Raw genomic sequence first — 21,634 nt, forward strand, 5'->3', positions numbered from 1 at the left:
GTGGCGACCTACCGAAATGAGAAAGGCCGCGCGAGCGCGGCCTTTCCTGTTGCCTTACTTCAGCGCCTTGAAGCGCAGGCGCTTCGGCGCAGCGTCGTCGCCCATGCGGCGGCGCTTGTCTTCTTCGTACTCGCGGTAGTTGCCCTGGAAGAACTCCACGTGCGAGTCGCCTTCGAACGCCAGGATGTGGGTCGCGATGCGATCCAGGAACCAGCGGTCATGCGAAATGACGAAGGTGTTGCCCGGGAACTCCAGCAGCGCATCTTCCAGCGCACGCAGGGTTTCGATGTCCAGATCGTTGGACGGTTCGTCGAGCAGCAGCACGTTGCCACCCTGCAGCAGGGTCTTGGCCATGTGCAGGCGGCCACGCTCACCACCGGACAGCGAACCGACCATCTTCTGCTGGTCCTGGCCCTTGAAGTTGAAGCGGCCGATGTAGGCGCGCGACTGGATCTCGATGCCGTTGATGTTGAGGATGTCCAGGCCGCCAGCGATTTCCTGGAAGACGTTGTGGTTGCCTTCCAGCGCGTCGCGGCTCTGGTCCACGTAGGACAGCTTCACGGTCGGGCCGACCACGATCTCGCCGGTATCCGGCTTTTCCTGGCCGGTGATCATCTTGAACAGGGTCGACTTACCGGCACCGTTCGGGCCGATGATGCCGACGATGGCGCCGGCCGGCACCAGGAAGCTCAGGTTGTCGAACAGCAGGCGGTCGCCGAACTTCTTGGAGACGTTCTTGAACTCCATCACCGCATTGCCCAGGCGCTCGCCCGGCGGGATGAAGATTTCATTGGTCTCGTTGCGCTTCTGGTAATCGACCGACTGCAGCTCTTCCAGGCGGGCCAGACGGGCCTTGCCCTTGGTGCGGCCGCCCTTGGCGTTCTGGCGCGACCACTCCAGTTCCTTCTGGATCGCCTTCTGGCGAGCCTTTTCCTGGTTGTCTTCCTGCTTCAGGCGCTCATCCTTCTGGGTCAGCCAGTCGGTGTAGTTGCCCTTCCACGGAATGCCGCGGCCGCGGTCCAGTTCCAGGATCCACTCGGCGGCGTTGTCCAGGAAGTAGCGATCGTGGGTAACGGCCACCACGGTGCCGGTGTAGCGCGCCAGGAACTGTTCCAGCCATTCCACCGACTCGGCGTCGAGGTGGTTGGTCGGTTCGTCGAGCAGCAGCATGTCCGGCTTCTGCAGCAGCAGGCGGCAAAGCGCTACGCGGCGCTTTTCACCACCGGACAGCTTGCCGACCACGGCATCCCACGGCGGCAGGCGCAGCGCATCGGCGGCCACGTCCAGCTGGTTCTCCAGGGTGTGCGCGTCGCCAGCGGCCAGGATCGCCTCCAGGCGCTCCTGTTCCTTGGCCAGCGCGTCGAAGTCGGCGCCTTCCTCGGCGTAGGCCAGGTACACCGCGTCCAGCGCGGCCTGGGCCTGCAGCACTTCGCCCACGCCTTCCTCGACCGCTTCACGCACGGTCTTGGTCGGGTCCAGTTCCGGTTCCTGCGCCAGGTAGCCGACCTTGATGCCCGGCTGCGGGCGGGCTTCGCCCTCGAAATCGGTGTCCACGCCGGCCATGATCTTCAGCACGGTGGACTTGCCGGCGCCGTTCAGGCCCAGCAGGCCGATCTTCGCGCCCGGGAAGAAGGACAGCGAGATGTCCTTGATGATCTGCCGCTTGGGCGGGACCACCTTGGACACGCGGTTCATGGTGTAGATGTATTGCGAGGACATGCGGTCTCCGTAGGCGCGGCCCTGCGCCCGATCCGTCACGGGAACATCCCGTTGCGGCAGCGGGCACAGACTGAAATGGAATACCGCCAATTATAGCCGGAACCGGTTCCGGGCCGCGCCCGGGCAGGGGCGCCGGGCTGGCCGCGGCCTGAATACCCGGTCACAGTCCTGTAGCGGGAAGCGTTTCCAGCCGGAAACGGTTCAGATCGGGTGCGCAATATGGGCTCACCACCCACCCAAGCAGAGGTCTGACATGCGCATCAATCGAATAATGGCCGGCGCCGTGGCCTCTGTGCTGGCGCTCGGCGCCGTGGCCCCGGCCTTCGCCGACAACGACCATCGCCGCGGCCATGACCGCCGTGAATGGCGCGAGGATCGCCGCGAGTGGCGCCAGGATCGCCGCGACTGGGAGCGCGACCGCCGCGAGGCCCGGCGCGACTACCGCCATGACCGCCGCGAGTGGCACCGCGACCATGACCGCTACTACCGCCCGGCACCGCCGCGTGTGGTGTACCGCCCGGCCTATGGCCCGGGCTACGGCTGGAAGGTCGGCCATCGCTACCGCGACTACTACCGTGGCCCGGTCTATGTGGTGAACGACTACCCGCGCTATCACCTGCGTCGCCCGCCGTATGGCCACCACTGGATCCGCGATGACCGCGGCAACATGCTGCTGGTGGCCATCGCCACCGGTGTGATCGCCCAGTACGTGCTCAGCAGCCGCTGAGTCCGCAGCCACCTCCACGCATGGCGTGGATCTACCGGTACGCCGGTACAGCGCACTCGAAACCATACGGGGCCGGATTCCTTCGGGGATGCCGGCCCCGTCCGTTTCGGCCCCGGCAGGCCCGGTGCGGGGCTACAATCGGGGGCTGAGCCGTACCCCTTTTCCCTGCCTGCTGGAGTACCCGATGTTCCCGCGTGACGTCCGCATCGAATCCTACGATCCCGAACTGGCCAAGGCCATCGCCGCTGAAACCCAGCGCCAGGAAGACCACGTCGAGCTGATCGCCAGCGAGAACTACACCAGCCCGGCGGTGATGGAAGCGCAGGGCAGCCAGCTGACCAACAAGTACGCCGAAGGCTATCCGGGCAAGCGCTACTACGGTGGTTGCGAATACGTGGACATCGCCGAGCAGCTGGCGATCGACCGCCTGAAGCAGCTGTTCGGCGCCGACTACGCCAACGTGCAGCCGCACAGCGGCTCGCAGGCCAACCAGGCCGTGTACTTCGCCCTGCTGCAGCCGGGTGACACCATCCTCGGCATGAGCCTGGCCCACGGCGGCCACCTCACCCACGGTGCCAAGGTGAACGCCTCGGGCAAGCTGTTCAACGCCGTGCAGTACGGTGTGAACGACCAGGGCCTGATCGATTACGACGAAGTCGAGCGCCTGGCTCTGGAGCACAAGCCGAAGATGGTCGTGGCCGGCTTCTCGGCCTACTCGCAGGTGATCGACTGGGCGCGCTTCCGTGCCATCGCCGACAAGGTCGGTGCCTACCTGTTCGTCGACATGGCCCACGTCGCCGGCCTGGTTGCTGCTGGCGTCTATCCCAGCCCACTGGAACACGCGCACGTGGTCACCTCCACCACCCACAAGACCCTGCGCGGCCCGCGCGGCGGCATCATCGTCGCCAAGGGCGCCGACGAAGACCTGGTCAAGAAGCTGCAGTCGATCGTGTTCCCGGGCATCCAGGGCGGTCCGCTGATGCACGTCATCGCCGGCAAGGCCGTGGCCTTCAAGGAAGCGCTGGAACCGGGCTTCAAGGCCTACCAGCAGCAGGTGGTGAAGAACGCCCAGGCGATGGCCAATACGCTGATCGCGCGCGGCTACAAGATCGTCTCCGGCGGCACCCAGAACCACCTGATGCTGGTCGACATGATCGGCAAGGACGTGTCCGGCAAGGACGCGGAAGCCGCGCTGGGCAAGGCCCACATCACCGTCAACAAGAACTCGGTGCCGAACGACCCGCGTTCGCCGTTCGTGACCTCGGGCCTGCGCCTGGGCACCCCGGCGGTGACCACCCGTGGTTACGTCGAACAGGATTGCGTGGACCTGGCCAACTGGATCGCCGACGTGCTCGACGCACCGGCCGATGACGCCGTCATCGCCCGCGTGCGCGACGCCGTCAGCGCGCAGTGCCGCAAGTATCCGGTCTACGGCTGATCGAAGCAGGGGTCGGATCCCTTCCCGCCGGGAAGGGCTCCGACGCCGGTATGGGAGTAACCGCGCATGGATGAGCGCCACCTCAAGTACCTCTACACCGCGCTGGCGGTGCTGTTCGGCCTGCCCAGCCTGGCGATGGGCGGCGCGGCGGCGACGATGCTGCTGCTGATGGGGCTGGGCCAGTTCGGCCATGGCACGCTGGCCTCGGTGACGGTGATGCCGCTGTGGGGCCTGGCTGGCATTGCCGGCTGCCTGGCTTGGTTGTGGCTGAGCGCGGGTTTTCTGATGCAGGGGCGTGTCGGGTTGCAGGTGCACTGCCTCTGGTGGTGGATGCTGCTGGCGGGCGGTCTCGCCGCCTTGCCGCCGCTGGGGCTGGCGCTGTGGTGGGGCATCGCCGTGCACGGCGAAGGCCTCGGCTTGTTGCTGCTGGGCCCGTCGATGCTGGTGCCGGCTGCGATGCTGGTGTGGATCAAACGCCGCGGATGATGCGGCCCAGGGAAGGAAACCGAACGCATGGATGAGCGTCTGCACAAACGCTGGATGGCCATTGCCGGCTTGTTGGTGGGCCTGCCCACGGTGGCCGCCGGAGGCACGGGTGCCGTGCTGGGTCTGATGGTCGTATGGGATGGCAAGTACCTGACCGGTGACGAGTACAGGATCCTGCTGCTGTGGTCGTCGGCCGGGATCATCGGCCTGCTGTCGTGGTTGTGGCTGAGCGGCCTGTTCCTGTGGCGCGGTGTCAGCGGCCTGCGCCAATCGCCGGTTGTCGCCTGGGTCGGCCTGGCGCTGGGGACCCTGGCCGCGCTGGGCGTGGTTGGCGCCACGCTGTACTTCACCTTCAAGCACGGGGAGATCTCGACCCTGGCCTTCCTTGGCTTTGGCCCACCGCTGCTGGTGATGGCGGGGCATCTGGCGTGGCTGCGTTGGGCGCGCGCGGCCTCGGCGCCGCCGACACCCGGTTGAACGCGCAGCCGTGACCGCGCTGGCGGCTCAGTTCGGCCGAAATGCAGGCACTTCCGCGCAGACAGCATTTGCTGCGGGGCCCTTTCTCAGGTACCTTTGCGACGCTGCCATGACCGTGGCAATAGGTACTTTCCTGAGCCAGGCGTTCCATGCACTGCCCCTTCTGCCAACATGCCGATACCCGGGTCATCGACTCGCGCGTCTCCGAAGACGGCGCGACGATCCGTCGTCGGCGTGAATGCGAAGCCTGTGGCGAGCGCTTCAGCACCATGGAAACGGTGGAGTTGAAACTGCCCGCCATCGTCAAGAGCGATGGCACCCGTGAAGCATTCGACCAGCGCAAGGTCCGCGCTGGCTTCGACCGCGCGCTGCAGAAGCGTGCGGTGGCCGAAGACAAGATCGAAGCGGCGGTACGCGCCGTGGTCCACCAGCTGCGCATCAGCGGCGAGCGCGAAGTGCCCTCGATCAAGGTCGGCGAGTTCGTCATGAACGAACTGCGCAAGCTCGACCATGTCGGCTACGTGCGCTTCGCGTCGGTCTACCGCAGCTTCGAGGACGTGGCCGATTTCCGCGAGGAGATCGAGAAGCTTGAACGCGACCTGCCCTCCAGTACCGAACAGCTGCAGCTGCTGGGCGACGTGATCGCCCTGACCAAGAAGAAGAAGGGCTGACGCCCCGGTAGATGCCAGCCTTGGTTGGCGCCGATGGCACATCCACTGGTGGGTGCCAACCGTTGGTTGGCACTGATGGCATGGATCCACACCAACGGCGCTACCATGGCCGCATGACCCCCCCGTTCTCCGTTCTCGACCACCTGCACATGGCCAACGCACTGCGTCTGGCCGAGCGTGCCGCCTACACCACCCGCCCCAACCCGATGGTCGGCTGCGTGATCGCCCACGGCGAACGTGTGGTCGGGCAGGGCTGGCACCAGCGCGCCGGTGGACCGCACGCCGAAGTGTTCGCGCTGCGCGAGGCCGGCAGCGAGGCACGTGGTGCTACCGCCTACGTCACCCTGGAACCCTGCGCACACTACGGTCGTACGCCGCCGTGTGCGCTGGCCCTGATCGAAGCGGGCGTATCGCGCGTAGTCGCGGCGATGCGCGATCCGTTCCCGAAGGTCGATGGCGGTGGCTTTGATCTGCTGCGCAACGCCGGCATCGAGGTCGCCGAAGGGCTGATGGCGGCGCAGGCACGCGAGCTCAACAAGGGCTTCCTGTCGCGTGTGGAGCGCAACCGACCGTGGTTGCGGGTGAAGCTGGCCGCCAGCCTCGATGGCCGTACCGCGATGGCCGATGGCAGCTCCAAGTGGATCACCGGGCCGGCCGCGCGCGAAGACGTGCAGCACTGGCGGGCACGCGCCGGCGCGATCCTGACCGGCGCCGATACCGTGCTGGCCGACGACCCGATGCTGACCGTGCGCCTGGCTGATGCCGAGGTGATGCCGCCACTGCGCGTAGTGCTGGATTCGCGCCTGCGCTCACTGGAGTGCAGCCGTGTGCGCGAGGGCGGGGCACCGACGCTGTACCTGCACGATGCAGCGGTGAGTGCACCGGATGCGGCCGATGCCGAATTCGCCAGCGTGCCCAGTGTTGACGGCCGTCTCGATCTTGGCGCGGTGCTGGCACTGCTGGCCGAACGCGGCATCAACGAGGTGCATACCGAAGCCGGCGCGACGCTGGCCGGTGCCTTGCTGCGCGGTGACTGGGTAGACGAACTGCTGCTGTATCAGGCGCCTACGCTGCTGGGCGACAACGGCCGCCCGCTGCTGGCCGGCCTCGGCATCGATGCCATGGACCAGCAGCGACGCCTGCGTGTGGTTGACCAGCGGCAAGTGGGCGATGACCTGCGGTTGCTGCTGCGGCCGTGAGCGCTTCGCGGCAGGACCGGGTGCTCCGATGAGGTGATTGCACTGGACGCGGCGCGCAGGCGATCCGCTGGGCCCTGCGTCATGGGCACGTCAGCCCGCCATACTCAAAATGAAGATACGGCGATACCTGATTGTTGCAGTAGACCAGAAGCTCGTGCGGATCCATGCCCTTCGCGGCGTCCAGAATGTCGGTCTGCAGCGCATTCAATTGACCGATGCGCTGGGGTGACTGCTGGCTCACGCAGTTGCGGAACCGGTGCAGCGGCCAATCGCATGCAACGGATCCTGTAAGCCTTGGGGCTTCCTCCTCCAGCATGCGCTGCTGCCAGCCGGGGTAGGGAATGAATGCATCGAGCAGCTTCGCTTCCAGGCTGCCGACATCCATACTGAGCCAAGCACCTTCACCTCGCCTGGAAAATACCAGGTCACCGGAAATGGTGCGCGATCTGGAGCCCTTCAGAATCTCGATCTGGCGGCGGAAGATGTCGGCCATTGCGGCGGGAGCCGCAGCCGTGGAGCCTGCCTTTGTTGCCTCCCTATGCCGGGCGTACAGTGGGGTCAAGTCGGGTACAGAGCAGCGGTAGGACAACGTCGCCGTATTGGCGGTGGGGCCTGCGCGGGTGGATAGCGCGGTACAGGCCACGCGGCTCAACCGGTCCAGCGATGCAAGGCCGATGCCGGGTGGTTCAAAGCCGGCAGGTACCAAGAAGCGTTCGGCGGCCTCGTCATCGCCAATGCGCGCCCGCACTTCCTGCAGTCGATCAAGATAGCCTGGTGGCTGGAAAGTACCCTTCCACTGTTCATCGAGGGTGCGGCGCGCGACTGGATCCGCGGCCAGCAGCAGGGAGAGATAGAGCCGGAAGCTTGCGTCAATGCTCTGGCTGATCTCATCTTCTGGCAGCGCTGGCAAGGTCCGGGCGGACGGATCGGTTGAGGCCAGAGCACAGAGCAGAGCGCAGGGCAGCATCAGCAGTTTCTTCATTTTCATCGTCGGCCTCGGATGTGGGGTCTGACCCGGGGTCAGATACAGCATGTTGCAGGCATGGGGGACTGCCGCAGGTGTTCTTCTACGGAACTGATGGATCGATACATTGCAGAGTTCACCGGACTCTCAGCCTCGGTTCGGCTTTGCTGGCATCGGTGTTCCACCTCTCGCGGTGCCGTTCATGAAGGGCGCGGCAGTACGCAGCAGCCTGGTCCGGCATCATTGCGCCCACCGCCTGCTGGACCGTGTCCTGAAACGACGTTTCACACGGCGCGGAGAGAGGCGGCACCCGCCTCCGTGTGCTGTTGAGGTGTGCGTCCAGCATCAGATCACAGGCGGCAACGCCCGTTTGGGCGGTGACGGCCTCTGCGAGGATGCGTTCATTCCATGCACGGAACGGCAGAAGTTTCTGAAGAAGTTCCAGCCCGAGGAACATCATGTCGTTACTGACCCAAGGGCCATCCTTGCCGGCACGGAGGAACTCGGCATTCGTCTCGTACGTACCGTCGGGAGCCTGGATCAGTGCAGAAGCGAACGTTCCTCTCGCAGCAGGGTTGAATGCAGCTCCACCTGTCGTCTGGAAATGCTCGGGATGCTCACGGTAGGTTTCGAAGAAGCTGGAGACATCGGGAAGACTGCAGCGGTAGCTGATCGTGACACGATCTGAAGCATCGCTTTCATGGCGGTCGATTTCTGCGCATCGGATGGAATGCCATCTGGCTTTGACGGCGTTTACGATGGGATCTCCGCTTTCCCCCTCAGGCCCCTGATGGATGTAGAGCTGGTCGACAAGGTCCGCGATGCCGGGAAACCCGTGCTGGCCTGCTCTCTGAAGGCTTGCTCTGAGTGCGCCTTTGGCGTGCGTGTCGTCTTGGGTGATGACACGCACGTATGCTTCAAATGTACTGTCAAGCGAGAGCGCCCCAGATGCCGTGGCAGACGTGCATAGCGGCGCGGCGAGCAGGCCGACGAGAATGGGCGGGAGCATCAAAGTAACGACGTTGCTTCGGACAGCGGATGAGAATCCTTGCAGCAGCGCGCCACGTCCATGCAACAAGTCCGAAAATGCAGCGCGCTGCCGTTCTGTCCGCACAGTCAGCAAGCAGTACCGTCCGGAGATTCGGGAAATCTCCGGACGTTGGCACGGTGTTACCGCTCGCCTACGCGCACGCGTCGGTCCACATCATCTCGGCGATCGGGCGCAGTGCCTTGCACTCCTGCGTCATCTCATCGGCCGACTGCACCTGGGCCTTGGCCTTCAGTTCCTCGGCCATGGCATCCACGCCGCTGATCTGGTCCGGTGCGATCTTCGCCACGCAGGCGCGATGCTGCTGCAGCAGCAGGTCGCAGCCCGGTACGCCGGTCACCTTCGGCGCGTTGGCCGCCTGCGCGTCCTGCATCCAGTCCTCGAACGGTGCCAGCGCGCCGGTCACGGTACCCACCAGATCATCGAAGTTACCGCTGTACCAGTAGCCGTTGTCCTTGGCCGGGTACAGGGTGAAGGTGCCGCTGACCGGCACGCGCGCGCCGCTCTGCAGCGCCTGGGTATAGGCATCGGTGAACTGCTTGCGCACCGCCGGGCTGGCATCGGCAGCGAGGCTGGCGGCGAACAGCGGGCGCACCTTGCCCAGGTCGGGCAGCTGGCAGCTGTAGCTGATCCGCGCCAGCTTCTGGTCGTCAACGTATTCGTTGTCTTCGATCACGCTCTTGGTGGCGCGGCACTTCGAATCACGCAGCGCCTTGGCATACAGCGCTTCGGTGGCTGCAGCGTCTACCTTGGCGCCGGTGCTGGCCAGCACGGTCTGCCAGGGTTCGGCCAATGCCTTGGCCAGCGCACCCGGGTTCGGGGTCACAGCGTCCTGGCCCTCGAACGCCGGCTTCAGTGCGTCGTTGAGCGTGCGCGTGGCGGTTGCGTCGTCTTCCAGCAGCACGCGTGCATACAGGTCGAACGCCTGTTCGGGCGACAGCGTGGCCGGGGCGGCCGTGGCGATCAGCGGGGCGCACAGCAGCATGCTGGCCAGCAGGGTGCGGGTGGGGGTCTTCATGACGGTGTTTTCCTGTTCCAGAGGCGCGCAAGCCTAGCGCATCTGCGTGGACTTTCGATGGCGCGATGGGGTCACGAGGTCGTGCATGTCGGCCAAAAAAAACGGGCCCCTTGCGGGGCCCGTTCGATCGCACGACGAGGAGCGATCGTTGGATCAGAAGCTGGCGCGGACGCCGGCCGAGTACTGGGTGACGTCGCGGTAGCCGGAGATCTCGCCCACCAGCCCCCAGGTCCTGGTGAAGTTGATCTGGCCACCGATGGTGCCGACCCAGGTGCCCTTGTAGTTGTTGCCGCCGTCCATGTAACCGGCCTTGGCCCAGGCTTCGGTCATGCGCGACGGCTTGCCGCGGATGCCCATGGTGGCGCGGGCCAGGTTGGTGTGGTCCTTGTAGCGGTCGCTGTAGCCGTCATAACGATCGGTCAGCTCGGCGTTCTGGCGCACCCAGGCGATGTCGGCGGTGAAGTCGACGCGGTCGGTCCACGGCATGTGGTAGCCGATGCCCAGCTCCGGCTGATTCAGTTCAACCTTCAGCGAACCGTCGCTGTAGTGATAGGTCTTGCTGGTGCGCGACCAGCCACCGAACACGTAGACCTGTTCGGCGATGGCCACGGAGCCACGCAGGTAGCCGCCGTCGACCTTCGGGTCGTCCAGTGCGTTGTCGTCAACCTTGACCTGCGTCCAACCGCCTTCAACGTAGGTGTAGCTCAGGGCGTCGGCCGAAGCCGAGAGCGGGGCGGCGGCCAGCAGGGCGGCCACGATCAGCATCTTGCGCATGGGAATTCCTATGAATTTCAGTCCTTTGGCGGGCCTGCCCAGCGGGCTGCCCGTGGCGACCTCATGTCGTCCGGGGCAGAATTTTAATGAAAGTTTTACAAATTGCGAGCGACGGCCGTCACAGCTGTGGCATCCGACCCCGTTCAGCACGGGCTGGTACACTAGCCACGCCGGTTCGCCGGTACACAAACGTCTTCAGGGCGGGGTGCAATTCCCCACCGGCGGTAGGTGCGCAAGCACGAGCCCGCGAGCGCCCCGGCCCACGGCCGGGGGTCAGCAGATCCGGTCCAATGCCGGAGCCGACGGTCATAGTCCGGATGAAAGAAGACGGTGCCACAGGGCTCATGCCCTGCGTGCGCCTGTTTGCCTTGCGGCGTTTTTCGCTCACTTTTCGCGGAGAACGTTACTTGTTTACTGGAATCATCGAAGGCGTCGGCCGTCTGGCCGCACGCGAATCCATCGGCGGCGATGTCCGCTTCACCTTCAATGTCGGGACTCTGCCGTTCGACAACGTGCAGATGGGCGAGAGCATTGCCATCAACGGCGTCTGCCTCACCGTCATCGCATTCGACGCCAGCAGCTTCCAGGCCGATGCCTCCACCGAGACCCTGGGCCTGACCACGCTGGGCCAGCTGGGCGAGGGTGCGGTCATCAACCTGGAACGCGCCATGCGCCCGACCGACCGCCTCGGCGGCCATCTGGTCAGCGGCCACGTCGACGGCCTCGGCCAGGTGCTGTCCATCCACGAAGACGCGCGTGCCCAGCGTTGGCGTTTCGCAGCTCCGGCCTCGCTGCGCCGCTACATCGCCAAGAAGGGCTCGATCTGCGTGGACGGCGTCAGCCTCACCGTCAACGAAGTGGACGATGAAGGTTTTGAAGTCGCCCTGATCCCGCACACGGTGGCCAACACCGCCTTCTCCGCCGCAGGCGTGGGCAGTGCGGTCAACCTTGAAATCGATCTGGTCGCCCGATATGTCGAGCGGTTGATCAGCGTGCCGACCAACGGTCGGCACCCACTGGGAGATGCTGCGCCGGCCAACGGTCAGCACCCGCATGGAGATGCAGCATGAATTTCGCCCCGATTCCGGAGATCCTGGAAGACATCCGCCTGGGCCGCATGGTCGTCATCGTCGATGACGAAGACCGCGAGAACGAAGGCGACCTGATCATGGCCGCCGAGCTGGTCAAGGCCAGCGACATCAATTTCATGGTCACCCATGGCCGCGGCCTGGTGTGCCTGCCGCTGAACCGCACCCGCGCCGCCGATCTTGGCCTGGCGCCGATGGTGCAGGCCAATACCGCGCAGTTCCAGACCAATTTCACGGTCAGCATCGAGGCCGCCGAGGGTGTCACCACCGGTATCTCGGCGCATGACCGCGCGCACACCATCCGCACCGCGGTGAAGCCCAACGCCAAGCCGTCGGACCTGCACCAGCCGGGCCATATCTTCCCGCTGATCGCCCAGCCGGGCGGCGTGCTGACCCGCGCCGGCCACACCGAGGCGGCCGTGGACATGGCCATGCTGGCCGGGCTGGAACCGGCCGGCGTGCTGGTGGAGATCCTGAACCCGGATGGCAGCATGGCACGCCGCCCGGAACTGGAAGTGTTCGCCCGCGAGCACGGTCTGAAGATGGGCTCCATCGCCGACCTGATCGCCTACCGCCTGGCCACCGAAAAGACCGTCGAGCGTGTGGACGAGCGCGAGATCGAGACCGAGTTCGGCCCGTTCAAGCTGGTCACCTACCGCGATCGCATCGCCCACGACGTGCATTTCGCCCTGGTGCGCGGCACCCCGGATGCCGAAACGCCGACCCTGGTGCGCGTGCAGGTGGAAAACCCGCTGGCCGACCTGCTGCACTGGCGCCGCGATGACTTCGGCGTGGCTGCCACCGATGCCCTGCGCGCGATCGATGCCGAAGGCGCCGGCGTGATGGTGGTGCTGTCGGCCCCGCGCGACGGCGAGGCCCTGCTGGCCCGCCTGCGGCAGCAGCCGGCGCCGGTGGTACCGGGCAAGGACAAGGACGTGAGCCAGTGGCGCCGCAATGGTGCTGGCGCACAGATCCTGTCCGACCTGGGCCTGGGCAAGTTGCGCGTGCTTGGCACCCCCCGCCGACAGATAGGCCTGGCCGGGTACGGCCTGGAAGTGGTGGAGACGGTGACGCTGTAAGCCGCTTGGCGTGCCGACCAACGGTCGGCACCCACGTTTGGTGCCGACCATGCCCTTCCCCTGGTGGGTGCCGACCGTTGGTCGGCACGCCCCGGGCCCCCATCGGCCACGGCCGGGGCCCATCCACGCTAGAATTACCCCCTTATCGAGTCCCCCAAGCCGCATATGAGCCACTTCGAAGGCGATCTTCGCACTCCCGAATCGGCGCGCTTCGCCATCCTGGCCAGCCGCTGGAACGCCCGCATCACCGACACGCTGGTCGCTGGCGCCCGCCAGAGCCTGGCCGGCAACGGCATCACCGAAGCCAACATCGACGTGATCCGCGTGCCGGGTGCCTGGGAACTGCCGCTGGTGGCCGCGCGCCTGGCCGCCGCCCACGAACACGCCGCCATCCTTACCCTAGGCTGCGTGATCCGTGGCGATACCCGCCACTACGAGCACGTAGCCGATCGCTGCGCCGAAGGCCTGATGCGCGTGCAGCTGGACTTCGGCGTGCCGGTGCTGAACGGCGTGCTGGCGGTGGAACGCGTTGAAGACGCCGAGGCCCGCGCAGGCGGCAGCCACGGCAACAAGGGCGAGGAAGTCGCACTCGCCGCATTGGAAATGGTCAATCTTCTGGAGCAGCTGCCATGAACAAGAACACCCAGGGCAAGCCCTCCGGTAAGCCCGTCCGCCGCGATGGCGTCGACCCGGTGCTGCGCTCGCGCGCGCGCCGTCGTGCCGTGCAGGCCATCTACGCCTGGCAGATCTCCGGCGGCAACGCCCAGTCGCTGATCGCCCAGTTCGCCCACGAGCAGGCCCGCGAAATCGCCGACCTGGCGTACTTCGAAGCACTGCTGCACGGCGTGCTCGACAACCGCCGCGACATCGACGAAGCGCTCGGCCCGTACCTGGACCGTGGCATCGAAGAGGTAGACGCGATCGAACGCGCGGTGCTGCGCCTGGCGGCGTACGAGCTGCGCTACCGCTTGGACGTGCCGTACCGCGTGGTGATCAACGAAGCCATCGAATCGGCCAAGCGCTTCGGTTCCGAGCATGGCCATACCTACGTCAACGGCGTGCTGGATCGTGCCGCCGTGGAATGGCGCAAGGTCGAATCGGGTCACTGACCCGATTCCTGTAGAGCCGAGCCATGCTCGGCTCACCGTGCAGCGCACGGTTGCGTCCGGCATTGCGGCGCGTGATCGAACTGCAGCCGAGCATGGCTCGGCTCTACATAACAGCAGACCGCCCCATGTCCCTGGCCGAATTCGCCCTCATCGACCGCATCCGCGCCCGCACCCTCGAGCGCGACGACATCCTTCTCGGCATCGGGGACGACGCCGCGCTGCTGCAGCCGCGTGCCAATGAGCAACTGGTGGTCACCGCCGACACGCTCAACAGTGGTGTGCACTTCCCGGTGGAAACCCCGGCCTTCGACATCGGCTGGAAGACCCTGGCGGTCAATCTGTCGGACCTCGCAGCGATGGGCGCGCGCCCGGCATGGTGCACGCTGGCGTTGTCGCTGCCGGAAGCGTCTGAAGACTGGATCGAGGCCTTTGCCGATGGCTTCTTCGCCCTGGCCGACCAGCACGACATCGCGCTGATCGGCGGCGACACCACGCGTGGTCCGTTGTCGCTGTCGGTGACCGCGATGGGCCAGGTCGGGCGTGGCCAAGCCCTGCGCCGCGATCGCGCGCAGGTGGGTGACGATCTCTGGGTCAGCGGCACGCTGGGCGATGCCGCCGGCGCGTTGCGCCTGTGGCAGCAGGGGGCACTGAGCGTAACCACCGCCACGCTGCTGGCCGACTACGAAAGCCTGCGCCTGCGCCTGCTGCGGCCGACGCCGCGCGTGACCCTGGGCCTGCGCCTGCGTGCCTTCGCGCATGCGGCGGTGGATGTGTCCGATGGCCTGCTGGCCGATCTGGGCCATATCGCCACACGCAGCAACGTGGCCGCACATGTGGATGCCGATTCGCTGCCGATCTCGCACGCGCTGCGTGAGCTGCTCGGCCGCGACGGTGCACGCGACTGCGCATTGCGCGGTGGCGACGACTACGAACTGTGCTTCACCGCCGCCGCCGACCAGCGCGACGCGCTGCACTACCTGGCCGAATCGTTGGACGTGCCGCTCACCCGTATTGGTCGTATTGCTGAAGGGCAGGGCGTGCAGGTGGATGGCGAATCCGCTGGTGGCGGCTACCAGCACTTCGCGTGACAGCAGCACCGACCTGGTAGGTGCCAACCTTGGTTGGCACGAATGTGTCAGGCATCCGTACAGCAGCGCCGTGGTAGATGCCGACCTTGGTTGGCACGAATATGTCAGGCATCCATGCCAACACCGTGTCGACCAAGGTCGACACCTACCAGAGCGGGCAACTCACACCTGCGGAGCCGATGCCCCGAAGCGGTTGCCGCCCAGCGTACCCGGCAGCAGCATGAACACCAGCAGCACCAGGCCGATGAACGGTACGAACGCCAGCAACAACCACCAGCCCGAGCGATCGGTATCGTGCAGGCGGCGAATGGTCGCCGCAATGCACGGCAAGGCGAACACCAACCACATCACCACGCTCAGTCCGGTCGATACCATGGCCAGGCCCTGCGAACCGCTGTAGCCGGCGTAGAAGCTCAGCATGTACAGCGGAATCGAAACGATCATGATGAACAGCTGGAACCACCAGTACTCGCTGCGGCTGGCGCGCCCGTTGAACTGCGCATAGCGGGTAAGCGGGATCATCATCTTGTGCATCGGTACGCTCTCTGAAGTGAAGTGCGCACTATCGCTGTCGGAATTACCGCACTCCATGCAATTTGTTGCAATTGCGCCGCGAATCTCTTCAGAGCCGAGCCCATGCTCGGCTGCCTTCGCAGATCAACAGCAAAGCCGAGTGCAGGCTCGGCTCTAAACGTTCACTGGGAGACCTTTGCTTCGGCATCGCGCGCGGTGCCGTGGTCATCCAGCCACTGGAACCTCAATGCGGTCGGCAACGCGCTACCCGTCGGCAGCAGGAACTCTGCCTGTGCACCGGGCGCGATCATGTCCACTTCCACTGCGTTCCCGTCGGGCAGGGTCACGCTGCTCACGGTCACGTGGTAGGCACTCGGGTTGTGCACCTGCAGTGCACCGCCGTGCGCACGCCATTGCAGCAGGCCGGCCGCATCGCGCGGTTGGCCAGGCAGTCCCGCCGGGCGGTGGAACAGCTTCACCCGCGTGCGCACGGCAAACTGCAGCAGGTTGCGCGTGTTGGCATCACCCGGTTTTGGCGGAATGTCCAGCAGGTTGAAATAGAAGACAGACTCCCGGTCGCTGGGCAGGGCGCCGTCTCCCGGGCGTGGCGCGTAGGTGATGCGGTAGGCCTGGCCCTGGTGCGGCTGCAGCAGGCGCGGTTCGGCCGGAGTCAACCGGAACGGCGTGCGTACGTCTTCGGGGCGCGCATGGCCATCACCCGCATCGATCCAGACCTGCACCAGCGCGGGCTCGGTGCCTACATTGTTGGCGGACACCGTAACATCGCGGCCCTTGCCCGCGTCATGGATGATGCGTGTGCCCTGCAGCGTGACCGCCGCCGACGCGGGCGGTGTCAGCGCGGCCGCGAGCACTGCTGCCATTACTACAGCAGGAACGCGAAGAGAGCGGAAAGACATGGTTCACCTCATGCCAGAGTGGGCGCTCCATCCGTGGATCGCCCATGGAAAGTGACGTTACCTGTAGAGCACGACGAAGTCGCCGGACGCGTTGGCGATGCCCGCCTCTGCATCCTGGGCCGGGGAAGCGTACCAGGCGCTGTAATCCAGCTGACCGCTGCCACCAGCGGCGATGGTCACCCACTGCACCGGGTCCTCACCGATTTTCTGGTGGTTGCCGGCCGCGTCGTACAGGGCAACGCCCACGTTGCGGGCGGTGGAAGCGGCGGTCAGGCCAAGGTTGCCGGTGCTGCCATGCGGCAGGCCGCCGAAGCGGACGCTGACGTCCTGCGCGGCGCCCGAGCTGGTGCAGTCCAGCTGGATCGAGAAGTTCTTCTGGCCTGCACGCGTATCGGTGTTGACCGAGACCAGATCGACCTTGCCCATCGGCACGGTGATGGTGCCACCGGCTGAATTGACGGAACAGGTACTGGTGACCAGTTCACCGGTGACCTCCAGTTTCTCGGCAAAGGCGGACGGTGCTGCGCACAGCAGCAGGGGCAGTATCAGCAGGCGGTAATTCATTCATTGGCTCCATCAGCGTTTTGGGAAGCGCAGTATGGTGCACCGGCATTCGCCAGAAAATGCAACAAGTTGCAAAACGCCGCATGCCGCGCATATCTGCAATTTGTTGTATTTTCTGGCGAATGCCCGCCGCCTAGAATCACCGCCCTGATGAACTCAGGCAGGTGCAGCCGTGCGCGCTTCCTTTCACATTTTTACCGACCGCCTGCTGCTGCCGTTGCTGCTGCTCTGCGCCGGCAGCGTACAGGCGGCCTGCCAGCGCAACGGAACCCGTGATGGGACGCTGGACCTGGCACTCACCATGCCCAATATCGACCGACCCGACGCGCGTTTCGCCGGTGGCGGAAGCCGTGCCGACGATGCATTCAACTGTACGCTGGGTACAGAAGAATTGATGGTCCAGATGCCGGCGTCTGGGCTTACGTATGTGCGCGACATTGTTTACGAGGCAAGAACCTACCCTGCGTACCAGACCAGTCCCCGCAGTCCGCTGCTGATCTTCAACCACACCATCGGCGATCTGGCTGGGGACAACTACGAGCGTACGCCGCTGCGCGCCGGTGAAGTCACCCGGTCGCAGTTCGTCCCGAAGACAGCCGGGCTGCTGGCGTCGGTCGTCAATGTCTACGCCTTCTTCCGCGGCGGCGCGATGGAGAGCATTCCTGCCACGTCCCTGGGAACACTCGAAGTTTGGTCGCAGAGCGATCCCGGCAACCGCGTGCGGCATACCGTGTCGGTGCAGCTGACCGTCCCGGTGCTGACCTGCACGTTGTCCGCCGCCGATCACACGCTGGACGACGTATCGGCCAACGCACTGGCCAGCGCCGGGGACACTGCCAGGGAGTCGGCGTTCGGCGTTTCGATGAATTGCCCCAGCGCCAACGTCCATGTCGATCTTTCCGTGGCCGACGCCAATGCTGCCGGTGGCACCAACGGCGTGCTTGCGCTGGCTACGGGCAGCACGGCGGAGGGCGTGCAGATCCAGCTGTTGCAGGCGGGCGCGCCAGTGCAGTTCGGCAGTACCTGGAGCCATGGCTTCTCGCTGAAGGGGGTGCAGGCCATTCCGTTCACGGCGCGCTACCTGCGCATGCCGTCGGCCTTGGTGCCTGGCACGGTGAAGGGCGAAGCTGTGCTGACGGCCACCTACCGATGAAGCCTTCGCTAGGTCTGCTCAGCGTGGCGGTTGCGCTGGCGCTTCCCGCGCGCGCGGTGGGCGCGCCTGCGCTGGAGTTCAGCGAAGGCTTCCTGATCGGTGGCGAGGCCATTGATCTGTCGCGCTACACACAGGGGCATCCGGTGCCTGCGGGCCTATACGCGGTGGACCTGCATCTGAACGACCGCTTCGTCGCCGCACGCGATATCACCTTCGTGGCGTCCGACGACGCTACGGTGGCGCGCCCATGCCTGCCGGCGAGTCTGGTGGCGGGACTGGGCCTGAAGCCGGCGTACCTGGAAGCACTGCCTACCGACGACGCCTGCGTGGATCTGCCTGCGCTGGTAGACGGTGCAACCGTCGCCTTCGACAGCAGCACGCTACAGCTGTCGATTACCGTGCCGCAGGCCGCACAGGCCACGGCGGTGCGTGGCTACGTGGCACCGGAGCTACGCGACCGTGGCATCGACGCGGCCTTCGTTGACTACAGCGCCAACCATTTCCGCAGCGCTGGCCGCGATAGCAGCTATCTGGGCGTGCGTGCGGGGGTAAACCTGGGCGACTGGCGCCTGCGCCACCGCACCACCTTCAACCGCAGCACGCATGAAGGCAGCCGCCACGACGTCATCAGCAGCCACGCCCAGCGTGACCTTCCCGCATGGAACAGCCAGCTGTTTCTGGGTCAGTCCAACACCGGTGGCGAGTTGTTCGACAGTGTTGCCTTCACGGGTGTGCGGGTCGCTACCGACGAGCGCATGCTGCCCGACTCGCTGCGCGGGTATGCGCCAGTGGTCAGGGGCATCGCCGAAGGCAATGCCGTGGTCACCATTCGCCAGAACGGCGGGGTGATCCACGAAAGCAACGTGGCACCGGGGCCGTTCCAGATCGACGACCTGTACCCGACCAGCTTTGGCGGCGATCTGGAAGTAACGGTGCTGGAAGCCGACGGCCGCAGCCAGCGCTTCAACGTGAACTTCTCCGCCGTGCCACAGGCCCTGCGTGCCGGCACGCATCGCTTCAGTGCCACGGTCGGTGCGCTGCGCGCGCAGGACGGCATGTTCGCGCCGCTGCGCTTTGCCGAAGGCACCTACGTGCGCGGGATCAACAACCGGCTGACCCTGCTCGGCGGCAGCCAGCTGGGCGAGCGCTACGCCGCCGTGCTGGGCGGCGCGGCCATCAACACCGCGTTCGGTGCGTTCGGTGCGGATATCACCCATGCGCGCGCGCGCCTGCAGGGTGTCGGTGTGGCCCGTGGCAACAGCTACCGGCTGAACTACCAGCGCTACTTTGCGGCCAGTGCGACCCATGTGGGTCTGGCGGCCTACCGCTACAGCACCGAGGGTTTCCACACCCTGGCTGACACCGCCCGTCTGCGCGACGATTCATGGGCGCGAGCAGGGCGTGCACGACAGCGCTACCAGTTCAACCTGTCGCAGCGGCTCGGCGCGCGCAGCAACCTGTACCTCAGCGGCGGCCATGTTGCGTACTGGGATCGCAGCGAGCGCCAGAATGATGTTCAGCTGGGCTTCCAGAGTGCATGGGGACCAGTAAACTATGGTGTGTCGGCCCTGCGCTATCGGTTGGCCGACGGCCGCCTGGACACGCGCTACGCGCTCACCCTCAGCGTGCCACTAGGCCAGAGGGCTGCCGCGCCACGCTTGAACAGCCAGCTGAGCCGTTCAGGCACGGGCGACATGCAGCGCCAAGTGGGTGTGAGCGGAACCGCTGGCGAACGCCAGGCACTCAGCTACAGCCTGTCTTCCACCAGTGCAACCGCGAGCCGCAGCAGCACCGATGCGTTTGCCAGCTATCGCGGCCGGCATGGCACTGTCGATATGGGCTACAGCCAGACTGGCAACCGGCATAGCCAGTCGCTGGGGCTGTCGGGTAGCGTGGTGGCCCATGCCGGTGGTGTGCAGCTGGGCCAGCCCGTGGGCGAGGGCTTCGCGCTGGTGAAGGCCAAGGGGGCGACCAATGCCCGCGTCGGCACTGGCGGCGACGTGCGCATCGGTGGCAACGGCTACGCGGTGCTCCCGCACGTCAGCCCTTACCGCTGGAACCAGATAGAACTGGATCCCTCCGGGTTGCCGCTGGAGGTGGAACTGCTGCAGACCTCGCAGCGTGTTGCGCCCACGGCCGGCAGCATCGTACGCGTGGCCTTTGAGGTGCGCCGCGAACGCACGCTGTACATCGATGCCACCGATGCGCTGGGCCAACCGTTGCCATTCGCGGCGCGTGTGGAAGACGCACAGGGCCAGCACAGGGGGGCCGTGGGTCAGGGCAGTGTCATCGCGCTGCGCGGTGCGCAGGCCGAAGGCGCGCTGGTGGTCGACCCCGAAGGCCCGCAGCGCTGCCGGCTGGCTTACCAGCTACCGGAAGCACCTGATGCCTATGGGTTGTCGTGGACCCAGGCCACCTGCCTGCCCGATCCACCGCTGCCTCCCAGCCTACAGGTCCGAACTCCGTTGCTACCTGCCTCCCCATGATCCATCTGCTTTGAAAAGGAACCTGACATGCCCAAGTCCCTGTTTTCACTATTGCTGCTTATGCTGCCCGCGAGTGCGTTGGCCGATACCGCAACGCTCACCGTCAGCGGTACGGTGCTGCCTGGCACCTGCACCATGACCGCCAGTGACATCAGCCTCGATCCGGTCAAGGCCGATGAAATTCCCGTCGCGACGCCGATCAGTCTGAAGGCCGGTGCGTTGAACTTCGCTGGTTGCGTGGGCGTCGCCCGCGCCCGGCTGTCGTTCGACGGCACCGAGGCCGATGGTGATGCCGAGCGCTGGAAGAACACGGCCACGACCACGCCGGCCACGGGTGTTTCGATCGCACTGCTGTCGGGCACCACCGGTACCAACTACCTGAAGAAGGGCGACACCCAGACGGTTTCCATTACCGGTGCGACGGCCAGCTATGCCCTGCGAGCGGGCTACTACATCGGGTCGAATGCTGGCATCAACGCCGGCAACATCTCCACCGAAATCGTGGTGACCGCAGCCTACGATTGAGCGATGACGGCATGCACGCCCCCCTGTCACCGCATGTGCAGTGGAGCCACGTCACGCGTGGCTGACCCCGAAACCTCACACCGCGCGCAGCTGCACATCCAGGTACTCGGCCAACGCACGAAAAGCAAACAACAGCCCTTCGCCTGTGCCATCGCCACCTGTTCCGCTTCATCGCCATCCACGCGCGTGTGTTCGATGGCGTGCAGCAGTTCCAGCAGGAAGGTCTGTCCGGCATTGGCTCGGTCGATGCGTGCCAGTGCCATGCATTGCCCTGGCGTGTAGCTCCTGCAGGGCCAGGGCTGGCCGTCGGAGGCTTCCACCTCGCGGATGCGCCGCAGGCAGTTCAGCACGGTGATGCTGTCGGCGGTGCGTGTGCTGGCGGTGGCCTGCAGTGGGTTGAAGGAGCCTTCCAAGGTGTCTGCGACATCCTCGGGCAGGCCGTTGGCGGCCTCGCCCAGCATGGCGAACAAGGATAGCGTGGTCTGAAGCGCTCATGGCGGTGTCCTTGTACGTATGGCGAAGGAGCCCCCCGCTTGTCAGCGAGGGTGGCGGACGGTGCGTGGTCCCAATACCGGTGGTAATACTGCGAAA

23 protein-coding genes and 1 riboswitch are annotated in these 21,634 nt (G+C 65.7%); of the genes, 14 read left to right on the forward strand and 9 right to left on the reverse strand.

Going from position 1 to position 21,634, the window contains the following annotated elements:
- Positions 1 to 54 precede the first annotated feature (54 nt).
- A complete protein-coding gene (gene ettA, locus R1L06_RS06915; protein WP_005412220.1) occupies positions 55 to 1,719 on the reverse strand; it encodes an energy-dependent translational throttle protein EttA in 1,665 nt (554 codons plus the stop codon).
- A 253-nt stretch (positions 1,720 to 1,972) separates the two neighbouring features.
- On the opposite strand from ettA, the gene R1L06_RS06920 reads away from it, so the two are divergent.
- From R1L06_RS06920 to ribD, 6 genes are all read left to right on the forward strand, one after another.
- A complete protein-coding gene (locus tag R1L06_RS06920) occupies positions 1,973 to 2,446 on the forward strand; it encodes an RcnB family protein (protein WP_317217271.1) in 474 nt (157 codons plus the stop codon).
- Between the two features lie 184 nt (positions 2,447 to 2,630).
- Positions 2,631 to 3,884: a serine hydroxymethyltransferase gene (gene glyA, locus R1L06_RS06925; RefSeq protein ID WP_008266020.1), complete on the forward strand. Its 1,254-nt coding sequence runs from the start codon at positions 2,631 to 2,633 to the stop codon at positions 3,882 to 3,884.
- Between the two features lie 66 nt (positions 3,885 to 3,950).
- Positions 3,951 to 4,370, forward strand: coding sequence for a hypothetical protein (locus R1L06_RS06930; protein ID WP_317217272.1), 420 nt, complete (start codon positions 3,951 to 3,953; stop codon positions 4,368 to 4,370).
- A 27-nt stretch (positions 4,371 to 4,397) separates the two neighbouring features.
- Positions 4,398 to 4,847: a hypothetical protein gene (locus R1L06_RS06935; protein WP_317217273.1), complete on the forward strand. Its 450-nt coding sequence runs from the start codon at positions 4,398 to 4,400 to the stop codon at positions 4,845 to 4,847.
- Between the two features lie 149 nt (positions 4,848 to 4,996).
- Positions 4,997 to 5,518 (forward strand): transcriptional regulator NrdR, encoded by a 522-nt coding sequence (gene nrdR / locus R1L06_RS06940; protein WP_004143350.1) that lies wholly within the window; start codon positions 4,997 to 4,999, stop codon positions 5,516 to 5,518.
- Positions 5,519 to 5,631: 113 nt separating this feature from the next.
- A complete protein-coding gene (gene ribD, locus R1L06_RS06945) occupies positions 5,632 to 6,717 on the forward strand; it encodes a bifunctional diaminohydroxyphosphoribosylaminopyrimidine deaminase/5-amino-6-(5-phosphoribosylamino)uracil reductase RibD (RefSeq protein WP_317217274.1) in 1,086 nt (361 codons plus the stop codon).
- A 79-nt stretch (positions 6,718 to 6,796) separates the two neighbouring features.
- Here the strand turns inward: ribD and R1L06_RS06950 are convergent, their stop codons facing one another.
- The 4 genes from R1L06_RS06950 to R1L06_RS06965 form a co-directional block, all read right to left on the reverse strand.
- A complete protein-coding gene (locus R1L06_RS06950; RefSeq protein WP_317217275.1) occupies positions 6,797 to 7,699 on the reverse strand; it encodes a hypothetical protein in 903 nt (300 codons plus the stop codon).
- Positions 7,700 to 7,817: 118 nt separating this feature from the next.
- Positions 7,818 to 8,591 (reverse strand): hypothetical protein, encoded by a 774-nt coding sequence (locus R1L06_RS06955; RefSeq protein ID WP_317217276.1) that lies wholly within the window; start codon positions 8,589 to 8,591, stop codon positions 7,818 to 7,820.
- A 271-nt stretch (positions 8,592 to 8,862) separates the two neighbouring features.
- Positions 8,863 to 9,747: a hypothetical protein gene (locus R1L06_RS06960; protein ID WP_317217277.1), complete on the reverse strand. Its 885-nt coding sequence runs from the start codon at positions 9,745 to 9,747 to the stop codon at positions 8,863 to 8,865.
- A 153-nt stretch (positions 9,748 to 9,900) separates the two neighbouring features.
- Positions 9,901 to 10,521, reverse strand: coding sequence for a hypothetical protein (locus R1L06_RS06965; protein WP_032128042.1), 621 nt, complete (start codon positions 10,519 to 10,521; stop codon positions 9,901 to 9,903).
- Between the two features lie 187 nt (positions 10,522 to 10,708).
- Positions 10,709 to 10,854: riboswitch (FMN riboswitch) on the forward strand.
- Positions 10,855 to 10,928: 74 nt separating this feature from the next.
- Here R1L06_RS06965 and R1L06_RS06970 point away from each other — a divergent pair.
- The 5 genes from R1L06_RS06970 (at position 10,929) to thiL (ending at position 14,885) form a co-directional block, all read left to right on the forward strand.
- Positions 10,929 to 11,591, forward strand: coding sequence for a riboflavin synthase (locus R1L06_RS06970; RefSeq protein WP_317217278.1), 663 nt, complete (start codon positions 10,929 to 10,931; stop codon positions 11,589 to 11,591).
- Entirely contained in the window at positions 11,588 to 12,688 is a 1,101-nt protein-coding gene (ribB, locus tag R1L06_RS06975) for a 3,4-dihydroxy-2-butanone-4-phosphate synthase (protein ID WP_049425006.1), read from the forward strand. The genes R1L06_RS06970 and ribB overlap by 4 nt, the downstream gene beginning before the upstream one ends.
- 165 nt (positions 12,689 to 12,853) lie before the next feature.
- The gene (gene ribH / locus R1L06_RS06980) at positions 12,854 to 13,321 is read left to right on the forward strand and encodes a 6,7-dimethyl-8-ribityllumazine synthase (protein WP_005408061.1); all 468 of its coding nucleotides are present in this window, start codon (positions 12,854 to 12,856) and stop codon (positions 13,319 to 13,321) included.
- Positions 13,318 to 13,797, forward strand: a complete 480-nt coding sequence (gene nusB, locus R1L06_RS06985) for a transcription antitermination factor NusB (RefSeq protein ID WP_005408062.1) — start codon at positions 13,318 to 13,320, stop codon at positions 13,795 to 13,797. The genes ribH and nusB overlap by 4 nt, the downstream gene beginning before the upstream one ends.
- Before the next feature lie 125 nt (positions 13,798 to 13,922).
- Positions 13,923 to 14,885 carry a thiamine-phosphate kinase gene (gene thiL, locus R1L06_RS06990; RefSeq protein ID WP_317217279.1) on the forward strand — a complete coding sequence of 321 codons (963 nt, stop codon included), beginning with the start codon at positions 13,923 to 13,925 and terminating at the stop codon, positions 14,883 to 14,885.
- Between the two features lie 162 nt (positions 14,886 to 15,047).
- Here the strand turns inward: thiL and R1L06_RS06995 are convergent, their stop codons facing one another.
- The 3 genes from R1L06_RS06995 to R1L06_RS07005 form a co-directional block, all read right to left on the reverse strand.
- Positions 15,048 to 15,419, reverse strand: a complete 372-nt coding sequence (locus tag R1L06_RS06995; protein ID WP_317217280.1) for a DUF805 domain-containing protein — start codon at positions 15,417 to 15,419, stop codon at positions 15,048 to 15,050.
- 161 nt (positions 15,420 to 15,580) lie between these two features.
- The gene (locus R1L06_RS07000) at positions 15,581 to 16,279 is read right to left on the reverse strand and encodes a fimbrial biogenesis chaperone (protein WP_317217281.1); all 699 of its coding nucleotides are present in this window, start codon (positions 16,277 to 16,279) and stop codon (positions 15,581 to 15,583) included.
- Positions 16,280 to 16,372: 93 nt separating this feature from the next.
- On the reverse strand, positions 16,373 to 16,879 hold the full coding sequence (locus tag R1L06_RS07005) for a fimbrial protein (RefSeq protein ID WP_317217282.1): 507 nt from the start codon (positions 16,877 to 16,879) through the stop codon (positions 16,373 to 16,375).
- 172 nt (positions 16,880 to 17,051) lie between these two features.
- Here R1L06_RS07005 and R1L06_RS07010 point away from each other — a divergent pair, with 172 nt between their 5' ends.
- Genes R1L06_RS07010 through R1L06_RS07020 form a run of 3 tightly spaced genes read left to right on the forward strand, consistent with a single transcriptional unit; the run spans position 17,052 to position 21,043 of the window.
- A complete protein-coding gene (locus R1L06_RS07010) occupies positions 17,052 to 18,032 on the forward strand; it encodes a fimbrial protein (RefSeq protein ID WP_317217283.1) in 981 nt (326 codons plus the stop codon).
- Positions 18,029 to 20,518 (forward strand): fimbria/pilus outer membrane usher protein, encoded by a 2,490-nt coding sequence (locus R1L06_RS07015; RefSeq protein ID WP_317217284.1) that lies wholly within the window; start codon positions 18,029 to 18,031, stop codon positions 20,516 to 20,518. The genes R1L06_RS07010 and R1L06_RS07015 overlap by 4 nt, the downstream gene beginning before the upstream one ends.
- Positions 20,519 to 20,545: 27 nt before the next feature.
- A complete protein-coding gene (locus R1L06_RS07020) occupies positions 20,546 to 21,043 on the forward strand; it encodes a fimbrial protein (protein ID WP_317217285.1) in 498 nt (165 codons plus the stop codon).
- A gap of 26 nt (positions 21,044 to 21,069) precedes the next feature.
- Here R1L06_RS07020 and R1L06_RS07025 read toward each other — a convergent pair whose 3' ends face one another.
- Positions 21,070 to 21,513: a hypothetical protein gene (locus R1L06_RS07025; protein ID WP_317217286.1), complete on the reverse strand. Its 444-nt coding sequence runs from the start codon at positions 21,511 to 21,513 to the stop codon at positions 21,070 to 21,072.
- Between the last annotated feature and the right edge of the window lie 121 nt (positions 21,514 to 21,634).

Origin of the sequence: Stenotrophomonas mexicanensis (genome assembly GCF_032911605.1) — a bacterium.
GTDB classification, from domain to species: domain Bacteria; phylum Pseudomonadota; class Gammaproteobacteria; order Xanthomonadales; family Xanthomonadaceae; genus Stenotrophomonas; species Stenotrophomonas maltophilia_A.

Excerpts from the sequence above, each read along its gene's own strand:
- R1L06_RS06995 (WP_317217280.1), bottom strand. The coding sequence starts at position 15,419 with ATGCACAAGATGATGATCCCGCTTACCCGCTATGCGCAGTTCAACGGG.
- R1L06_RS06935 (WP_317217273.1), top strand. The coding sequence starts at position 4,398 with ATGGATGAGCGTCTGCACAAACGCTGGATGGCCATTGCCGGCTTGTTG.
- R1L06_RS07015 (WP_317217284.1), top strand. The coding sequence starts at position 18,029 with ATGAAGCCTTCGCTAGGTCTGCTCAGCGTGGCGGTTGCGCTGGCGCTT.
- ribD (WP_317217274.1), top strand. The coding sequence starts at position 5,632 with ATGACCCCCCCGTTCTCCGTTCTCGACCACCTGCACATGGCCAACGCA.
- ribH (WP_005408061.1), top strand. The coding sequence starts at position 12,854 with ATGAGCCACTTCGAAGGCGATCTTCGCACTCCCGAATCGGCGCGCTTC.
- R1L06_RS06920 (WP_317217271.1), top strand. The coding sequence starts at position 1,973 with ATGCGCATCAATCGAATAATGGCCGGCGCCGTGGCCTCTGTGCTGGCG.
- R1L06_RS06965 (WP_032128042.1), bottom strand. The coding sequence starts at position 10,521 with ATGCGCAAGATGCTGATCGTGGCCGCCCTGCTGGCCGCCGCCCCGCTC.
- R1L06_RS07020 (WP_317217285.1), top strand. The coding sequence starts at position 20,546 with ATGCCCAAGTCCCTGTTTTCACTATTGCTGCTTATGCTGCCCGCGAGT.
- R1L06_RS06930 (WP_317217272.1), top strand. The coding sequence starts at position 3,951 with ATGGATGAGCGCCACCTCAAGTACCTCTACACCGCGCTGGCGGTGCTG.
- R1L06_RS07005 (WP_317217282.1), bottom strand. The coding sequence starts at position 16,879 with ATGAATTACCGCCTGCTGATACTGCCCCTGCTGCTGTGCGCAGCACCG.
- nusB (WP_005408062.1), top strand. The coding sequence starts at position 13,318 with ATGAACAAGAACACCCAGGGCAAGCCCTCCGGTAAGCCCGTCCGCCGC.
- R1L06_RS06950 (WP_317217275.1), bottom strand. The coding sequence starts at position 7,699 with ATGAAGAAACTGCTGATGCTGCCCTGCGCTCTGCTCTGTGCTCTGGCC.
- glyA (WP_008266020.1), top strand. The coding sequence starts at position 2,631 with ATGTTCCCGCGTGACGTCCGCATCGAATCCTACGATCCCGAACTGGCC.
- thiL (WP_317217279.1), top strand. The coding sequence starts at position 13,923 with ATGTCCCTGGCCGAATTCGCCCTCATCGACCGCATCCGCGCCCGCACC.
- R1L06_RS07000 (WP_317217281.1), bottom strand. The coding sequence starts at position 16,279 with ATGGCAGCAGTGCTCGCGGCCGCGCTGACACCGCCCGCGTCGGCGGCG.
- nrdR (WP_004143350.1), top strand. The coding sequence starts at position 4,997 with ATGCACTGCCCCTTCTGCCAACATGCCGATACCCGGGTCATCGACTCG.
- ettA (WP_005412220.1), bottom strand. The coding sequence starts at position 1,719 with ATGTCCTCGCAATACATCTACACCATGAACCGCGTGTCCAAGGTGGTC.
- R1L06_RS06960 (WP_317217277.1), bottom strand. The coding sequence starts at position 9,747 with ATGAAGACCCCCACCCGCACCCTGCTGGCCAGCATGCTGCTGTGCGCC.
- ribB (WP_049425006.1), top strand. The coding sequence starts at position 11,588 with ATGAATTTCGCCCCGATTCCGGAGATCCTGGAAGACATCCGCCTGGGC.